General features: G+C 50.1%; 14 protein-coding genes. 7 read left to right on the top strand and 7 right to left on the bottom strand.

The window, feature by feature from the left end; genetic code table 11:
- Positions 1-606: 606 nt before the first annotated feature.
- Together htpG and JMI88_RS06630 are read left to right on the top strand one after the other, a co-directional pair.
- Positions 607-2,487 carry a molecular chaperone HtpG gene (gene htpG, locus JMI88_RS06635; protein ID WP_201361010.1) on the top strand — a complete coding sequence of 627 codons (1,881 nt, stop codon included), beginning with the start codon at positions 607-609 and terminating at the stop codon, positions 2,485-2,487.
- Positions 2,488-2,939: 452 nt separating this feature from the next.
- On the top strand, positions 2,940-3,179 hold the full coding sequence (locus tag JMI88_RS06630; RefSeq protein WP_201361009.1) for a hypothetical protein: 240 nt from the start codon (positions 2,940-2,942) through the stop codon (positions 3,177-3,179).
- Positions 3,180-3,319: 140 nt separating this feature from the next.
- Here the strand turns inward: JMI88_RS06630 and JMI88_RS06625 are convergent, their stop codons facing one another.
- Positions 3,320-4,180, bottom strand: coding sequence for an aldo/keto reductase (locus JMI88_RS06625; protein WP_201361008.1), 861 nt, complete (start codon positions 4,178-4,180; stop codon positions 3,320-3,322).
- Between the two features lie 428 nt (positions 4,181-4,608).
- On the opposite strand from JMI88_RS06625, the gene JMI88_RS06620 reads away from it, so the two are divergent.
- Positions 4,609-5,763: a M20/M25/M40 family metallo-hydrolase gene (locus JMI88_RS06620; RefSeq protein ID WP_201361007.1), complete on the top strand. Its 1,155-nt coding sequence runs from the start codon at positions 4,609-4,611 to the stop codon at positions 5,761-5,763.
- Between the two features lie 22 nt (positions 5,764-5,785).
- On the opposite strand, the gene JMI88_RS06615 is transcribed toward JMI88_RS06620, so the two are convergent.
- The gene (locus JMI88_RS06615; RefSeq protein ID WP_201361006.1) at positions 5,786-6,898 is read right to left on the bottom strand and encodes a glucose 1-dehydrogenase; all 1,113 of its coding nucleotides are present in this window, start codon (positions 6,896-6,898) and stop codon (positions 5,786-5,788) included.
- 455 nt (positions 6,899-7,353) lie between these two features.
- Here JMI88_RS06615 and JMI88_RS06610 point away from each other — a divergent pair, with 455 nt between their 5' ends.
- Entirely contained in the window at positions 7,354-8,565 is a 1,212-nt protein-coding gene (locus JMI88_RS06610) for an acyl-CoA dehydrogenase family protein (RefSeq protein ID WP_201361005.1), read from the top strand.
- Positions 8,566-8,638: 73 nt separating this feature from the next.
- Here the strand turns inward: JMI88_RS06610 and JMI88_RS06605 are convergent, their stop codons facing one another.
- The 3 genes from JMI88_RS06605 to JMI88_RS06595 all read right to left on the bottom strand — a co-directional run bounded on the left by JMI88_RS06605 (position 8,639) and on the right by JMI88_RS06595 (position 13,311).
- On the bottom strand, positions 8,639-9,814 hold the full coding sequence (locus JMI88_RS06605) for a GNAT family N-acetyltransferase (RefSeq protein ID WP_201361004.1): 1,176 nt from the start codon (positions 9,812-9,814) through the stop codon (positions 8,639-8,641).
- A gap of 225 nt (positions 9,815-10,039) precedes the next feature.
- Positions 10,040-12,175, bottom strand: coding sequence for a beta-galactosidase (locus JMI88_RS06600; RefSeq protein WP_201361003.1), 2,136 nt, complete (start codon positions 12,173-12,175; stop codon positions 10,040-10,042).
- Positions 12,176-12,366: 191 nt separating this feature from the next.
- The gene (locus JMI88_RS06595; protein ID WP_201361002.1) at positions 12,367-13,311 is read right to left on the bottom strand and encodes a phytanoyl-CoA dioxygenase family protein; all 945 of its coding nucleotides are present in this window, start codon (positions 13,309-13,311) and stop codon (positions 12,367-12,369) included.
- A 124-nt stretch (positions 13,312-13,435) separates the two neighbouring features.
- On the opposite strand from JMI88_RS06595, the gene JMI88_RS06590 reads away from it, so the two are divergent.
- From JMI88_RS06590 to pheA, 3 genes are all read left to right on the top strand, one after another.
- Positions 13,436-14,293 (top strand): helix-turn-helix domain-containing protein, encoded by an 858-nt coding sequence (locus tag JMI88_RS06590; protein WP_201361001.1) that lies wholly within the window; start codon positions 13,436-13,438, stop codon positions 14,291-14,293.
- A 327-nt stretch (positions 14,294-14,620) separates the two neighbouring features.
- On the top strand, positions 14,621-14,809 hold the full coding sequence (locus tag JMI88_RS06585) for a hypothetical protein (RefSeq protein WP_201361000.1): 189 nt from the start codon (positions 14,621-14,623) through the stop codon (positions 14,807-14,809).
- 366 nt (positions 14,810-15,175) lie between these two features.
- A complete protein-coding gene (gene pheA, locus JMI88_RS06580) occupies positions 15,176-16,060 on the top strand; it encodes a prephenate dehydratase (RefSeq protein WP_201360999.1) in 885 nt (294 codons plus the stop codon).
- A 77-nt stretch (positions 16,061-16,137) separates the two neighbouring features.
- On the opposite strand, the gene JMI88_RS06575 is transcribed toward pheA, so the two are convergent.
- A complete protein-coding gene (locus JMI88_RS06575) occupies positions 16,138-16,620 on the bottom strand; it encodes an NUDIX domain-containing protein (RefSeq protein ID WP_201360998.1) in 483 nt (160 codons plus the stop codon).
- A gap of 280 nt (positions 16,621-16,900) precedes the next feature.
- Positions 16,901-17,935: a P-loop NTPase gene (locus tag JMI88_RS06570; RefSeq protein WP_201360997.1), complete on the bottom strand. Its 1,035-nt coding sequence runs from the start codon at positions 17,933-17,935 to the stop codon at positions 16,901-16,903.
- Positions 17,936-18,212: the final 277 nt, after the last annotated feature.

The following is an 18,212-nucleotide window of genomic DNA, read 5'->3' as shown; positions in this document are numbered from 1 at the left end:
CTATCTAGATTTTAACAGCTTTGTTACAAATACGCAGTTATGTAAAGATAGATAGAACTATCTGGCCATTTTTTAGCTTTTTGTCCCTTTTTTATACTTCGTATCAGTTAAGAAGAAGAAATTTTTTTCAGCTTTTCAAAAGATAAAACTTTAAAAGAGCGGCATTGAACAAAATTTCTTCTCTCCTGGTACTATTACAGGACCTATATCACCTATCGTAGTGTCTACGGGGTTTACAAGTCCATACGAATATTGACTCGTCTGGGATACACATACGTCGTATGAAGAGAGAAAGATAGCCATTTTGGGATAGTACGGCGTGTTTTTCTTATAGCATAAGAAGCTACGAAACCAGAGGTAAAAGGTAAAATTAATCCCTGCCAATTTTATGGTGCATCTTTGGCGACATTGGTTGCATACCCACGGTGTTCTTTTATGCATGTATATTGTGATATTTTATTATCAGTGCACGTTTAACACGGTTATTCGAAGCATGGATTGGTTGAAAAAAAGAGCTGGTTTTGGTACAGTAGCAATTGATAATAATGCCTCTTTGTGCGCTATTCTTCTCTCTCAAATACTACTGTTGCTAGGGAGGTTTTGTTTATGTCAACAGATACACATAAGGAGACGCTTGGTTTCCAGGCTGAGGTAAAGCAGTTACTGGATTTGATGATCCATTCACTGTATAGTAACAAAGAAATATTTCTGCGTGAATTAATTTCAAATGCATCGGATGCGATCGATCGTTTGCGTTTCGATGCCCTTTCAGATGCATCACTATATGAGCACGACACCGATTTCAAGATACGTGTCTCATTTGACAAAGATGCTCGTACAATCACGGTCGCAGACAATGGTATTGGCATGAACCGCGAAGAGGTTATTGAGCACCTGGGCACGATTGCAAAATCGGGCACACGCGAGTTTTTCCAGGCTTTGACCGGGGATCAGCAAAAGGATGCCAATCTGATTGGTCAGTTTGGCGTCGGCTTCTATTCTTCGTTTGTGGTTGCCGACCGGGTAACGGTGCTGACACGTCATGCCGGCCTGGAGGCAAATCATGGTGTGCGCTGGGAATCTGACGGTCAAGGGGAGTATTCAATTGAGACCATTGAGAAGCCTTCCCGTGGCACTGAAGTCATTCTGCATTTGCGCGAAGACGAAGACGAACTTTTGAGCGGCTATCGCCTGCGCTCAATTATCCGCAAATATTCCGACCACATTACGCTGCCAATTGTGATGAAGTCGGAGGAAAAAGATAAAGAAAACGAATGGGAAGTCGTGAACACAGCGTCCGCGCTCTGGACACGTTCACGCAATGAAATCAGCGAAGAAGAATATAACGAATTCTATAAACACATCTCGCATGATTTCAACGATCCCCTGGCCTACACTCACAGCCGTATGGAAGGAACGCAGGAATATACCCTGCTGCTCTACATACCTGCACAGGCTCCCTTCGATCTATATACACGCGAGGTTCATCATGGTGTCAAGCTGTATGTGCGTCGCGTCTTTATCATGGATGATGCTGAGAAATTGATGCCGCGCTACCTGCGCTTCATTCGTGGTGTCATCGACTCCAATGACCTACCTTTGAATGTCTCGCGTGAGATTCTACAGCAGAATCGCATGATTGATGCGATTCGCTCGAATGCGACCAAGAAGATGCTGAGCCTGTTTACCGATCTGGCCAAAAACTCGCCGGAGAAGTACGCTACTTTCTGGGCAGAATTTGGCCGTGTCATCAAAGAAGGGTTGCTGGAAGATCACAACAATCGCGACACCCTGGCAAAACTCTTACGCTTTGCGACCTCAACTTCCGGCAGCGAGACCCAGAACGTCTCACTGGAAGAGTATGTGGGGCGCATGAAAGAGGGACAGGACAAGATCTATTATATTGTGGCCGACAGCTATGCCGCGGCCAAGGATAGCCCTCTACTTGAGATTTTCAAGAAGAAGGGCATTGAAGTCCTCTTGCTGTCCGATCCTGTTGATCATCTGGCATTGCCAGAACTGCGCGAATTCGATGGTAAGCAGCTGCAATCGGTTTCCAAGGGTGAAGTTGACCTGAGCAAACTGGAAGATGAACAGGAAAAAGAGGAACAGCAGAAGAGCGCCGATGAGGCCAAAGAACTGCTGGAGCGCCTCAAGAAGGTGCTGGGCGAGCGAGTCAAAGATGTACGTACCACCAACCGCCTGACGACCTCTCCCGCCTGTCTGGTGGTCGACGAATATGGCATAGATCCCAGCCTCAAACGCCTCTTGCAGTCCGCAGGCCAACAGATACCGAACGACAAACCCATTCTGGAGATCAACCCCCAGCATCCACTTGTCGTGCGTATCAAGAACGAAGCGGACGGACAACTTTTTTCCGATTGGGCGCATGTGCTTTTTGATCAATCGGTTCTCAGTAGTGGTGAGCAGCTAGAAAATCCAGTCACCTTTGTCAATCGTTTAAACAGCCTGCTGGCACAACTCTAACAAAAAAGCTATCAGGGTCGCCCTCGGAAATACGAGGGTGACCTTTTTTATTGTGTGTAACGCACACGGGGCGACATGGCTGTAACGAGGTAACGACCCGGTTTTTGCATTTTGTACAAATATATAAGGGGCAATTTATTGTGCAATGTGCACAAGTAAGTGAGCAATTTGCTTCGTAAAGATGTAATGAAAGGTTGGAATAATAGAGTTCCTGAAGGGCCTATGTATAGAAGTGCATAAAGATTTTTGGGGCTTCATTTTTTGGTCGTTTTTTGGCTCACAAACGCTGGATTATGCCGTATTATATGTATGTCAGCGAAAGCAAAACACAGGCAAAAGAAATCACTCGGGTGGAAGGTTCTATGCTGAATCTTTTTCTCAGTTAGCCAAAAGTATAAAGAACAGAAGTAAAGTTGTCAGCCTGAGATGACCTCAAGGAGGAGCAAACAAACATGAATACACCACACAATCACAAAGATCATATGAAAATTGGCCGCTACCAGTCCTGGTTAGAGGATGGCAAGCTGAAACTATACTACCATGAGTTTGGCAATCCCAGCGGCATGTATTGCACGATGAGTGCTGAAGAGACACGCGGCCTGCTGGAGTTGTTGAGCCGCAATAGTGAAGGCATCAACGAAGCTCTGTACATGAATGAGAAAGAGACCAGAAGCAACTACGCTGGCCTCTAGTCGCCTGACCCCTTATGAGGTTGTTTCGCTACTAGATATCCAGCCAGTGAAGCTGCGGGGGCCGTCCTCATATTTTCTATCAAGAGGACGGCCCCCGCAGTTTTTTATGTCTGTTCGATAAAAAAAAAGCTTTTCGCCTATTAGACGAAGAGCGGCTGCATACCGAGACCGGCTACCATTTTATCCATTTCTGCATCAGGAGTTGCTTTCTCAAAGCGGCTGGCAGCATCTAATACCTTTGGCAGGAGATGGATGTCACCAACAGTATTGAGGAAGACCCCTTCGTGACCCAGGACCCAATGCACGGCACGATCAATATCCTCCTGGTTTTCCAGAGGAGCATACCAGGTATTGCGATTATGCTCATCGCCCAGCCAGGGTTTGTAGGCAATCGATTTAATGGTCTGAACAGCGACATTGCGCTGTTTGCAGGTTGCCACCAGAGCATTGAAGTTCTCAGCATAATAAGGATTTTGCAGCGTCACATAATTACAGGGCAATAAGACCGAATCAAAGTCATAGCGCTCCAGGCTACGCCGATGGGTCGCGGCGATCTGGAGTCCATGGCCAGTTACACCGATGGCGCGGACCAGGCCCTGTTTTTTTGCCTCAATGGCCGCATCGATGACACCTCCCGGGCTAAGAGCGATATCCCATTCAATAGGATCGGCCAGATTATGGAATTGCCAGAGATCAATGTAGTCGATCTTCATACGCTCCAGAGAGCGCTGTAGCTCCTCCATCGCCTTAGGCGCGGTGCGCTCGCCTGTTTTAGTGGCGACAAAGAAATCAGAGCGATGTTGGGCCATCCAGGGCGCAATGCGTAGTTCCGCATCGCCATAGCTAGCTGCTACGTCGATGTGGTTTACTCCATATTTGAGCAGTACCTCTAACGTTTGATCTGCTTCCGCCTGAGTAACTGATCCGAGGGCGGCGGCACCAAATAGTGTGCGCGTGCTGTTGTGCCCTGTACGACCAAAAGGCTGTTTGGCAATAGTCATAAATACGTTCTCCTGCTTCTAAACTTTTCCAATCAACAGACGAGAGAGACATAGCGCTTTGGTCTGAATGGCCAAAGTTTTTCTTATCCTTTCGACTATGCTTTATTCAACGCATGAAATTCAAGATAGGTCAATATCTTATGTCAAGATGTAGCTAATATGATACATATTGTGATGCTCAAAGTGGCGTAATCGACCATCAAATTGAATATGCGCCCATGAATATTCTTGACGCCGGGCACCTATCTTAGCTATAGAGGCGATACGGATGAATCTGCCCATCAGTTTTGTGATGGATCTCTTACGTATTATAATGCCTTTTATAACATGCTTTTTTGTCACCTATTGGCCCGGGCATCTAGCGTTATATTCGTCTGTGCCCGCTATTTTTTGATCTCAGCGTACGAAACAACAACAAGGAGTGATTGATGGCGCTGTCCACTGAGTATTTGAATTGCCTGTTAACAGATGCAGCTGCGCGGACTGAAGATGTCGCAGCGCTGGCGCAGCGTATTTGTGCAGTAGCGGCTCCCACTGGTGAAGAGAAGGAGCGGGCCGCATTTGTGGCGGAGCTCTGGCGGGAGCGTGGTTATACTCCCGAAATTGATGCAATTGGTAACGTATATGTAAGGCGTGGGCGACAGGGGCAGGGGAAGCCAGTGGTCATGTTATTGTCGCATCTCGATACAGTTTTTCCTGCCACGACTCTGTTGAAGATTCATCGCGAAGGGGACCTCGTGTATGGTCCAGGTATCGGAGATAACAGTGTAAGCGTCGCAGCCGTTTTGGCTGTATTTGAGATGTTGGATGCATATGGCTGGGAGACGGCTGTAGATCTGCTGGCAGTGGCTAATGTAGGTGAGGAAGGATTAGGGGACCTGCGCGGTGCCAGGGCCGCCGTAGAGCGTTACAGAGATAATTTAGGCGCGGTATTGGTCGTGGATGGGAATCTGGGGAGTATTGTCAATGTAGCGGTAGGATCAAAGCGCTGGAAAATTACGGTCAGGGGTCCTGGCGGCCACTCCTTTGGTTCCTTCGGTGTCCCAAGCGCAATCCACGGTCTGGGTCGGATTATCGCGGGACTGGCAGCACTCCAGGTACCAAAGGATCCAAAGACGACCTTCAACGTGGGGGTTATCGAGGGTGGAACATCGGTGAATACCATTGCTCCGCAGGCCTCGGCACTCCTGGATATGCGTTCAATCAATGTGGATGCATTAGATACCCTGGTAGAACAGGCGCGGGCGATAGTGCAGCACCGCGCGGGTGATGGTTTGCAGACTGAGATTGAGGTGCTGGGCGATCGCCCCGCTGGAAGTCGTAGCGAGAGTGATAAGCTGGTGCAACTCTCAATGGAAGTATTGCGCTGGGTTGGATATCAGCCACAATGCGTGGCATCGAGCACGGATGCAAATATCCCGATTAGTCTGAACATCCCCTCTGTTTGTATCGGTGTCACCAGGGGCGAGAAAGCCCATACCACTGAGGAAAGTATGCATGTTTCTCCGCTTGGCAAGGGCCTCGCTCAACTGCTACGGCTCTCTGTGGAGGCGAGCGAGCTGGTGGCGACCGGGCAGCTTTAAATGCGCCGCCAGGCCGCCGCGACTAACCAATAGTGACAACGTGCTTGATGCCGCCGGGTTTCTGTAGCAGCACCTCAGAAGCCCGCTCCATTGGATACCGTTCAGTAATCAATCTGGGTAGGATAGCAGGCCAGCGTTGCTGGAACACGCCTAAATGTTCAATGGCGGACTGAAAGGTTGCTGGCCCGGCATTGACCGTACCAATGATAATCTGGTTCTGTGGAGTCAGATTATGCAGGGTAGCCGCGCTATCAATACCAAAGGGCTGTTTTGGGTTGGTACCACTGGTAAAGATAAATATGCCATTGCGATTCAGATTCTGAAGGACCTCGATAGCCAGCGGAGCGGCATCCATGGCTTCATAAACCAGGTCGATCTGACCCACGCGCTCTTTGAATGCCTCCATGGGAGTGGTTTCGGCAGAGATATACGTAGCACCGATGGCGGCCACGATATCAGCCTTGTCATTGGGAGTCTGGGCGCGAGAATAGACGTAGGTATCGAAGCCCTGGATGACGAAGAGCATCGCACCCAGCAGACCGATGGGGCCGGCACCCAGCACGACGGCGGTCAGGCCGCTTCCAGGTTCCGCGCTGGTCGCGGCGCTGGTCTGCCATGGCAGGCGCTGCTGAATCTGTAGAGCCTGAACCAGAGCTTTCTCGGCAATGGTTAACGGCTCCGTTAGCACAGCAACCTGGCTCAAAGCTTTAGGGACAGGATGCAGGAAGTGGACATCATCCACCACATATTCAGCCATGTATCCATGCAGTTCTTTAATGCCCCGTTCAGTATAGGTGCCGGTTTGACAAAAATCTTGATGACTGGCCTGGCAGGCCCGACATGCGGGATCGGCGCAGGGACGCCGCACTTCTGGTACCACCAGATCACCGGGCTGCAAATGAGTAACCGCTTCACCTACGGCAACCACTTCAGCCAGTGCTTCATGTCCCAGAATCAGATACTCACTATGTGCAGGTGGAGTGCCAAAGGCCAGGGCACAGATATGTCGATCTGTGCCACAGACCCCCACCTCCAGCAGCCGCAGCTTCACCTGCTCTGGATGTTCAATCTGGGGCTCCGGATGTTCAACTACATGGATCTCTTTTGTTTCAGGAAAGACCGCAATTGCCTTCACTAATCCATTCTCCTTATGAGTAGATACTAATAGGTTCTTCCTGCTACTATATCATGTTTGTGCTGAAGATTTACTCTCTGAAGGCGCGTTCCCTTTATTTCCGGTGGACTGATTAGCCAGTAACGGAAGCTGACCACGCCCAATGAGCATCGATTAGAACAGTATGTTATTAGGGGAGCGAGCCAACGTTTTGTTTCGTGTATGATATGATAAACCCATAGAAGTCACTGTCATAAAGGGAATGCCCCCTCTATCGATAGCATCTGCATAGCGGCGCCCCTCGCGGGGACCCTCTCGACCATCTTCTTTTACGAGCCGGTCAGGAGCATGACTCAGGTGATCTCCGCGAGGAATGCCGCTATGTCGTTATATCTCAATTGCCTGCGGTTTGTCTGATCTCTATGGATCGAACGTTATCTGAACCATTGAAGGCCATTTGAATTAAAGGAGTATCTATGAGCTTCCTCTCGTATCCAAGGACTGCCGAACAAAAACACTTGCTTGAAACAGCCGCTACATTAGCTGATCTTTTTGCGGAGCGTGCAGCGCGCTCTGACTGGGATGGTTACTTCCCGTTGGAAAATTTTAAAGATTTACACGAGGCTGGTTATCTTACGCTCTCACTGCCACGCGAACTGGGGGGCCAGGGTGCTTCGCTGTTGGATCTCGTCCATGCTCAATATCGCCTGGCCCAGGGAGATGCATCAACGGCGCTGGTGGTTACGATGCACCTGATGCATATTGGCCGGCTGGTTGAGGGACGTGAAGAAGTGCCTCCGGTTATCAAGCAACTGTGTCGGGATGTGGTGGAGAACGGGGCCATGATCAATAGCGCGGTTAGCGAGCCTGCGACCGGAAGTCCAAGTCGTGGCGGTCGTCCGCAGACTACTGCCCGCCGTCAGCCAGATGGCAGCTGGCGTATCAATGGTCGCAAGACGTTCACCACTGGCAGCCACGCACTCAGCTATTTTATCGTTGGTTGCAGCATTGAGGATGCCGGAGGAGTAGAAGCTGGCCTACCACCATTAAAGTCTGAGCGCGGTAACTTCCTGGTGCCCAGGAGTGCCGAAGGAGTGCGCATTGAAGACACCTGGAATACGGTTGGGATGCGCGGCACTGGAAGTAACGATTTGATCCTGGAAGATATTCATCTGGGTGCAGAATCTTACCTTGATGAGCAGGTACCGGTTATTCCCAGCATCCAGATGCGACAGGGAGTATGGGGGCTGGTTCTGGCCGCTGTTTATCTGGGCATTGCACAGGCCGCCCGTGACGAAGCCGTACGCTTTGCGCGTAGCCGCCGTCCTAACTCGCTCAAGCAGTCTATTGCCACTGTTCCCCATATTCAGGATAAGGTTGGTAGGATCGAAGTCCTGCTATTAGAAAGCCAGGCCTCACTCTTTGGCCTGGCTGAGCACTACACCGAAGATAGCGACAATGTAGAGTCAGCCCTGGTTGGAGCAGTCAAATATCTGGCGACCAACAACGCAATTGAGATCATCGATCTATCCATGCGTGTCGCCGGAGCTGCCAGTCTGGCCCTCAGTTCACCGTTGCAACGCTACTATCGGGACATTCGTGCCGGCCTGCACAACCCTCCCATGGATGACGTTGCCCTGGCCTCCCTGGCCAAACGCGCCCTGGAAGATCCCACCGAGCATAAATAAGGGAACAAAAAAAAGCAAGAGGGATGCGCTAAATTTAATCCCTCTTGCTTTTCTTTGGCTATTGCATGTCAGATTAGAAGGTCTCATAGAGATAGGGTTGTTGCGGCGTGAACATGCTCTGCATGATGGCCTGGACCTGCTCTGATGGATCTCCCCAGTCGCGAATGGCAAATGTAGCCGGTTCGTGGGTACCATAGATAAGCGCTGAGATGGCCTGGATTGACAGGTCACATTCCGCTGTGGTGCTGCGGCTGATCTGGAGCTTGCCATCGTTGTGCTCAAAGCAGTAGTTGCCGCTGTTCCAGGGACAGTATTCGTCATGTACGTGCGCCGTAAAGCTGCCGGGTCCAATGTGCATGCCATTGAGCCGGGTGATATCGACGACACGGCCCATTGGCGCTCCGATAGAGGTCACCCTCATGTTTAGATCGGACCACCAGGTTTCCGGTTGTTCAAACGGTGGTAGCGTTATCTCAATAATTTTAACATGATCGATATGACGTGCGAACCATTCCAGAAGCAGATAGCGGCCCTGGATGTCGTGATACCAGAAATGGGCGACCTGGAAATCATCGCCATATCCTTTTATTTTGTAGAGCATCATGCCCTTAATCTCGCCGTGTGAGCGGGCGATGGCCAGCCAGTAGGCATTCTGATCGCGTAGGCTGGACTCAAGTTTAGGCGTAAAACGACCGAAGCCATGGATTCTCTGCTGCTGGATGGACAGGTAGTTTTGATACAGTTCAAAACCCTGCGCTAATTCCACCAGTTCCACCTCTCCATCCAGATCTTTTTTGAGTAGCGGCTGCAAAGCGACTGGCGAGAAGCGTGCTTGTTTTGGTTGCTGGAAGGAAGTATAGCCGAGGCGTGCATAGAATGACTCACGAAATGGATAAAGGACAGAGATAGCATAGCCGTTTTCATGCATGTGAGCCAGCAGCGCGGTCAGCATCGCGCGGGCATGACCCTGGCGACGACCAGCGGGATGGGTGGTAACTGCTCCCAGTGCGCCCCCCTGATAGAACTGACCACGAATAGTTTGTGTGATAGGTGAGCTGACCGCACTCGCGCGCGGCTGATTTCCGTCAAAGACCGCGAAATAGGTGGCCTCATCGCGATAAACCAGATCTTTCTGCCACGTTGCTCGTTCGGGAAGCGAAGGGGTAGAACGAAAAGCATAGGAGGACAACAGGCGCGTCACCTCTGTAATCTCATCCTGCTGCATCTGGCGAATAGTAATATTGGTCATAAGACACGATCTTTCTAGTGTTATAGTATGTTATAAAAAGCATTTGGCAACGCCGCTTGATCGCGGCTAGCTCCGCTCATCCAAATGAAAGGCATACAGTATTAATGATAGTGAGGAAAAAGGTGAAAAATATTACCCAACCACTGTTTGCAAACAGCGGTTGGTCGTTTCTTTTATCTTTAGTATGATGCCACGCCAGGGATAAACCTGTCCAGTTTAAACGACTTATTCCTGATCAGGTGGAGAGGAGTGAGGTTGCGCTCCGGTGATGGTTTCTATCTGGCAAATGGCAACTGTGGAGGGATCGCCACCGAGCTCTTCAAAAAGCGCCAGGACATTTTCTTCCTGTAGCCATTCCTCTGGCAAATGGTAGTAACGCTGGGTTGGAGAGCCAGCATCCTGGGCAAAGATAATATTCTTCTGCCAGTGTTCAGTTTCACCTGTCGCAGGTGTCAGCCAATAGCGTCCGATGCAACGACCATTGAGCCAGGCCATTCCCTTCTGCATGCCGTTGAGATCAACGGTAAAGGGTCCGGCGCCCTGAGGACGGCTAAATGCTAGTTGCCACCAGCGTAAGGGCTGATTTATGGCTTCAGCGCCCTCTTGCTGCCATGACACCAGTGCGGCGCCTGCCCCGAACAAAGCGCCCCGTTCGCCAACCAGCCCGGGCTGCATCGACCAGTTGCCCTCCAACACCGTGCTATTCCAGCGCGCGTGGCCCCAGAGTCCCTTGCGCTCCTCAACCATATTGGCGTCGATCATCCAGTCACCCTTGATCAGACCTATCGCACAACTCAAAATGGCCACTTCATGCTGACCGGCCGACAACGAGAGATGGAAGGATTGGGTAAAGGCTGGACCCTCAAAGGAGCCGCGATTTTCGATCAATGGTGTTGGTGAGGTGGCGACAAACTGACCATCCACAAAAATATGGGCCATATCCGCAAAGCCGATCAATGATAGCGTGCCTTCTTCTGCATCTGACGTCGAAAAGGTCGTGCTATACCAGCAATAGTCGGTGTGATCATGCGTCAGCGACAGTTGCTCAATCGGTCGTGGTGCTTTGACGGAATTCTGTAGTGCTGCCGGCCAGTGCTGGGGCAAAGGTTCTGGATACCATGTGGCCTGCGCAATGGCTCGCTCCAGCGGCTGGTGTGTCAGTTGTAGTGTATGGGACGTATCTACCTCGGCAGTATTATAGCGTATGACTCCATCACCGACCAGCAGCACGGCGTGTGCGGGCAACTCTATCTTCTCCTCGCCTAGTAGACAGGTAGCAGGAAGAGGAGCGTCATTGCAAAGAAATGTCAGCGATTGAGTATCATTGACATAGGTGTAGGCCCATTGCTGTTCACCCAGCGCTTGTGGTTGTGGCCGCTCCTGTTCTAGCAGCAGGCTGGCATATGCATGGAGCACCTGGTGTAAACCAGCCAGGTGACGCGACTTGGTAGTGGGTTGACCAAACTCATTGAGTGGCGCATTAAAATCATAGCTGGTGGTTTGCAGATACATCGCTTCGCGCCCAAAGTTGGTTCCGCCGTGCCACATATAATAATTTACGCCCGTGCCTCCGGCCGCAATAAAGCGCGCCACGCCATATGCCACATCCTGAGGCGTGCGAATATGATGGGGATAGCCATAGGTATCGTACCAGGCGGGCCAATTCTCGGTCCAGATGCCAGGCTGATCAGGATGGTTGAGCGCATGCTGTTCCAGCATAAGATGGGCATAGAAGCCATTCATGGTCTCGATGGCTCCTTCGGTGGCTCCCACGCACATTACCAGCGGCACTCCTAGATTGAGCGCCTGCCCCAACTCGCTGACCCAGCGCAGATAGCGTTGTCCCTCCGCGCCATAGCGACTGGCGATATTCTCATACTCATTTTCAAGCTGAACCAGAATAATCGGGCCACCGTGAGAAGCCAGCAAGGGACGTATATAGTCGACCAGGAAACGTACCCAGCGTTCCATCTCGCGCATAAACGGTTGATTATAAGTGCGGATCGCCATATTTGGCACCTCGCGCAGCCAGGAGGGTAGTCCTCCATAGTTTGTTTCCGCGCAAATATACGGCCCAATGCGCAAAATGACATGCAAGCCATATTGTTCTGCCAGTTCACAAAAATGAAACAGATTCAGGCGATCCGAAAAATCAAACACCCCCTGTTCCCGTTCATGCAGATTCCAGAACACATATGTCTCAATCGTATTCAGCCCTGCCTCTTTGCTCTGGCGTAGCAGTTCTGGCCACATAGCGGGCGTACTGCGAGGATAGTGGATCGCCCCGCTCACAATCAACGTGCGTTGCCCATTGATAATGACTGCCCGCGAATCATAGCTCACCGTTGCAGATATCTCCATAAAATGAATATATACCTCTCTTCTCAACACAGAAAAAAAGCTTGCCGCATTGCCCGGACAAAACTCTTAACGCCTACACTGCTTATGTTTTATAAATATATATGCCATCTGCATTTAAAGTAAAGCGCCCGCAAGGGGCGCACCTACGACGTTTTCGGATGGTGAGGAAAAAGCGCCCGCGAGGGGCGCACCTATCTCTTAGATGGTTTAGAGAGGGATGAACAGAAGGAGCCGGCAGTATGATGAATGTGCGCAACTTTGAGGGCGACCTCTTCGCTCTCATCTACTTCAGGCCGAAACTCTGGTGAAATGTTCCATTGGAACTGGTCAGCATCGGGATAGGAGGCGGCGAAATGACGCAGGGCGGGTGGAATCAAGCGTAGGCGACGATCAATCCATTCTCGATCCCAGGGACCATTTTCAAGGATCTCTTCGGCGGCACGGAACTCGTAATAAATGGTGCGGCGCAAAGCTTTGCCCTCAACCTCTTCTGATCCATGCACAACCATCACATCGTGCAGCAGCACATCACCGGGTTCCATCTCCACGACAATCGCATCAGGCGGATTCCAACCCCATTGCTCTGTAAGAGCACAGAGGTCCTGACGCTGGAGTTGGGTTTTGGGGATCACATGCAAGGCGCCGGCATCGGCGCGTGAAGTATCCAGATAGAGATCAAAATTGAAGATACGATGTTTGCGCCCATGGACAGCATCCTGGTGCCACGGAATAGCAGCCCCATCATGTTTTTCTTTGAAGACCATTGATTCATAAGTTGGTACGAAATTTCTGCCACACAGGCTCTCGGCGACTCCTAACACATAGGGACTACCCAGTAACTCCAGCGAGGCCACCTCTCCTTTGTTATGCACATAATTTACCCGGAACATGACTCGTCCATGCTCACGTTCAGCAAAGGCATAATCTTCATATAAAGGATCGTTGGCATCGATACTCTTGCCCTTTTCAATCCAATGTTCACCGGCATTCTGCAGACGCACCAATAAATCTTGAGGAATCCACTGACGCAGAATCAAATAGCCATTCTCATCGAAAAAACGAATTTGCTCCTCGCTCAGATGATAGCTGGCGATCTGAGGTATGTTGCTGGTCAAATGTTCGTTTGAAGTGGTCATCGAGTGCTCCTCTCGTACATAACTTTGTATTGATATGAGCTTCTAATACAGACTATACTTGATAGAATGAGAATAATCGTCTCATTTTGAACGTCATTTGTCTTAGATCCTAAGGTCAGATTACATGTCATCTGAATTCTTAAACACTGATATGACTGTACTGGGTCTGTCGCATGGACATATGCGCTTGACACCGATGTTGAGCGCCCATCGGCATAATGAGGTGGAGTTGAATTTTGTTGAGAGTGGCACCATGACCTACCTTTTTGGAGGAACGCAAGTTGTTCTTGAGGCCGGTCAGCTGGCCTTTTTCTGGGCTACCTTGCCTCATCAAGTGGTCCAGGTGCGGGAAGAGACCAGATTCCACTGGCTCACTGTCCCATTTTCTTCGTTCTTGCAGTGGCGATTGCCACCAACCTTTATGCAGCGAGTGCTATGCTGTGAATGTCTGGTAGGGCGGGGAGAGCTCGCTTTACTGCAGCAACAATTTCAACAATGGCGTACTGATCTGCGAGCCCAGACTGAAGAGCAGAATCTGATCGTACTGCTTGAAGTTGAAGCCTGTGTGCGCCGCCTTGCATTAACTATGACCATAGCTAGTGGAACTATGAATGCAGAGACATTACAGAGTATGGAGCCACATTTACTGAGCAAGGTCGACCAGATGACCTGCTTCATTGCTGAACACTATGTTGAGCCATTGCATACGCAAGATATCGCTGATGCGGCCCATCTCCACCCTAACTATGCCATGAGCCTGTTTCGCAAGCACATCGGCATGAGTGTGCTCGATTACATTACGCGCTATCGGCTCGCGCATGCCCAGCGCCTCTTAATTACGACCGATGCCAACATTTCCACCATTGCTCTCGCAGCCGGCTTCGGTTCTGTCAGCCGCTTCTACAGTGTCTTCAAAGCCTCTTGCGGCATGCTTCCCGGCGAATATCGTAGCGGTCTGCGGCTGCCTATGCTTGAAAAATAGCGCTGGTGAGATATGGTGCGTTTTCTTAATATGATGTATACTATCCTATTGTTCATGTAAAGATTTTACAGGGCAGAAAGGATATCACAGGGTAGTGGATTGTATGAAACAATCTCCTATGATATACTATTGCAGTATTCTCAGGGCGGATCGAACAGCAATGATTGGTGTCTGAGCACTCTGCCTGCAGCAAAAGATGCGGTATGTGCTGATAAACCCAATCGATTACGCACCGGGAACAAAATGTGGACTACATTTGTTCTAATTTGTAGAAGCCACAGAATAGACTTCTAACAAGACAATTTTAGGCGAAAGGGGAATATCACAATGCCTAAGAAGGGTGAACTTTCAAAAACCGCCCGTGCCTCGCTGGCGAACCGCGAGACCGTTAACCACCAGACCCGCCACATTTGTGCTTCTTGTAATGAGCCAATCTGGTTGATGGACCTGTATCCAGTGAAAGTCATGGGTAAAGGTATGTCCTACTACCACAAGGACCACTACAAAGTACAGTAAAAAGAAAAATAATTCTTTGATCCTGGTTCAGTAAGAAAGAACTATACGAGCCAGGTATCATTGTCAAAAACAGGCTTCCCACTTCGCGGAAGCCTGTTTTTTATGTATATATTAGAAACTGCTTGAAAAGTATATGCTTCGTGCCTGCGGACCTGACGTTTCGCGCCGCAGGCGGACGTGCGCACGCCAATCAGACACATTCGTAGCGCTTGACAATCCTGTCCTGAACTGGCACAATCGGCAACATAAGCGATGGAAATGATAGCTGATACACTCTGCAAATGTTGGAACCTCTCTTGGAACTTATTTTTTTATCCGATAATCTGAGTGATAGGACATTTTTGACAGGGTGCTAGGAGTGTGTGAATGGCACAGACAACAAAAGAAGAACATGTGCAGGAATTGAAGACAACCCCTCATGTCACGACTGTAGCTTTCCAGGGTGAACTTGGAGCATTTGGTGATGAGGCCGTGCGCGACTATTTTGGCGTCCAGTTGCAGATCAACGCCGAACCGATTCCCTATCGAGCATTCGCCGATGTTTTCCACGCCGTCGCAGCGGGCGAGGTCGACTACGGGCTGGTCCCGGTTGAAAACTCGCAGGCCGGCAGTATCAATGATGTTTACGACCTCTTGCGTCAGCACGACTTATTTGTAATCGGTGAGATTGGTCATCCCGTCAATCACTGCCTGTTAGCTCTGCCCGGCCAGCAAATCAGTGATATCAAACGCGTCATCTCGCATCCACAGGCACTGGCCCAATCCGATGATTTTTTGCGCAAGCTGGGAGCTGAAATTGTCGCTACATACGACACCGCTGGCAGTGCCAAAATGGTGCGTGAAGAGCAGCTTGTCGGTGTGGCTGCCGTGGCGGGTACGGGCGCCGCAGAACTCTACCAGCTGGATATTTTGGCCCATGACATTCAAACCATTAAGGACAACTATACACGCTTTATTGTTCTGGGACGGGAGCCAGCGCCGCGCCGTGAAGGACCGGCCAAGACTATGCTGGTAATGGCGACCGCGCACCAGCCCGGCTCACTCAATAAATGCCTGGCTTTTCTGGCTGACAACCAGATCAACCTGCTCAAGCTCGAATCGCGCCCCTCGCGCCAACGTGCCTGGGAATACGTCTTCTACCTGGACTTTGAAGGACATCGCGACGATCCACATGTGCGCAAAGCCCTGGCCAAACTGGCCGGACACACCACCTTCTGCAAAGTCCTTGGATCTTTCGCGCGCAGCATCTAAGCAATAAGAGGCACGACTCGTAGGTGCGGGACTTGCTCCCGCAAGGAGCGCACCTACGTTATGCGTCTCAAAATATTTTATGAAAAAAGTAGTTGGCCATTTTCTAGATATACAATTTGCTGCATCTCAAGAGCGCGAGCCGCATAAGGCAAACGGCCTGCCAGGTTGCTGGAGAGCCGGGGTAGCGCCTCCTCGAGAGAAACAAAGGCATAGTCACTTAGTTCCTGCTTCTGTAGTTTAATGGCTGCAATCTGGGCAGGTGTCAGCATACCTCCATAGAAAATAAATTGGAGGGACTCGTTTTTACTTTCCATACGTGTGAGATATTCCACGCAGAGCAAGCGCTCCAGCGTAATCATTAGCCCGATCTCTTCTTCAATCTCGCGTACACAACCCTGGTGTGGTGCCTCATCTAGCTCGACGGTTCCACCTGGAAGCAACCAATGGTCGGTATAGGTTGGATTGACGATCAATATATTGTGCGCCTGGTCTAGAAATAATGCCGCTGCCCCGACCCTTTTGCGTGGAAGCGACTCATAAAAAGCAGACTGATCCAGCATATGACACCTCTTCTTATCGCATTTATTCCAGTGTAGCACAAAAATAGCCTGCCATTCAGTTGAATGAGCGCAGCTGTCTGGAAGCGATTACCGCTCCTAAAAAGCTTATCCTTTAGAATGGATGAGTTGTGGCGATGAAGCTAGCCGCATCCGGGCGGCATTTCCAAATGCTTTTCACACCAGGCAGTTATTCATATCTGTCGAGAGTAGAAGGATGTCATAGAAAAAGAGGTACCCACTTACATGGATACCTCTTGGGGTCTGTGCATATGGTTTGTATTTAGCGTTTGATGCGTAAGGTATTGATGAAGTTCGCGGCCATCTCTTCGTAAGCCTCGGCATAATACTCTTCAACACGACCAGCGTCGCAGAGAGTGGTCAAGACAGAATCGATGGGCAGATTGCCCAGCAGAGGAGCACCAGTCATCGCAACCAGTTCTGTCCCATTGCCGGGACCGAAGATTTCGTAGCGCTCACCATTGGGGGTCTCGAAATAGGCCATATTCTCAACCACACCCACGATCGAGCCCTTCAGCTGCTGAACCATATGAATACATTTCATAACAATCATTGTGGCCAGCATTTGTGGAGAAGAAACTACTATCACTCCATCCAGTGGTAGAGCCTGCATCACCGTCATCGGCGCATCAGATGTTCCGGGAGGCAGATCAACCAGCAGATAGTCCAGATTACCCCAATCTACATCGCTATAGAACTGCTTGATGGCGCTAGAGATCATGGGGCCACGCCAGACAACGGGATCGCTCTCCTTTTCAAGGAACATATTCATTGATACGATTTTGATTCCACCCTTGCTGCGTAAAGGCTCGATGCCGCCGTTGGCTGATTTCGTGGGCTGACCCTTCGTGCCAAACATACGAGCAATACTTGGACCAGTGATATCACCATCTAGAATACCGACTTGTTGACCCTGACGGCGCAAAGAAACAGCTAACAGACCGGTGACCAGCGACTTACCAACGCCACCCTTTCCGCTCATAATAGCAATCACTTGTTTGATTTTACGATCAGGTGCCCCGGATGCCATGGTCAGAGGTACACCGCGCCCCACAGGCGCCTTCTTCGGTGTAATAGACGTTGGTTCGCCATGAGCAGCAGCATTTAAATCTTTGATCAGCAGATCTAGCTTCTCAGGAGAAAAACGGTGGGTTCTGGCTCCCCCCGCCACACTTTCGCGCGCCCCTACTGCACAGGCGGTACAGGGCAGACCATGCCCGTGAAAAACCTTCACAGTTGCGGGAAATTTGGTCACCACATCATGTATCACCATGTCGGCTGTAATAGTTTCCGCCATGTTACGTATCCTCATTCGCAACAGAGGACACAGGACTCTCTGTTGCTCTTTTCTTCAGAAAGATAATAAAAGTGAGCTCTCCTATAGATACATAGAGAGAGTAGTTAATTCCGACTTGCGTACTCAGATATTATAACACACCACGGTGAAAAGTGACTATAGTGATGAAAATATTTCGCAGTCGGAGAGTGCAGATTATTTGATAGTATACCGCTCATCTATACGGCATGCAAGCGTGACGCATATTCGTGTAACAGGCGCGACATCCCAGACGACC

The sequence above is a fragment of the Dictyobacter formicarum genome (assembly GCF_016587435.1).
This window is presented reverse-complemented; position numbering and strand designations above follow the sequence as displayed.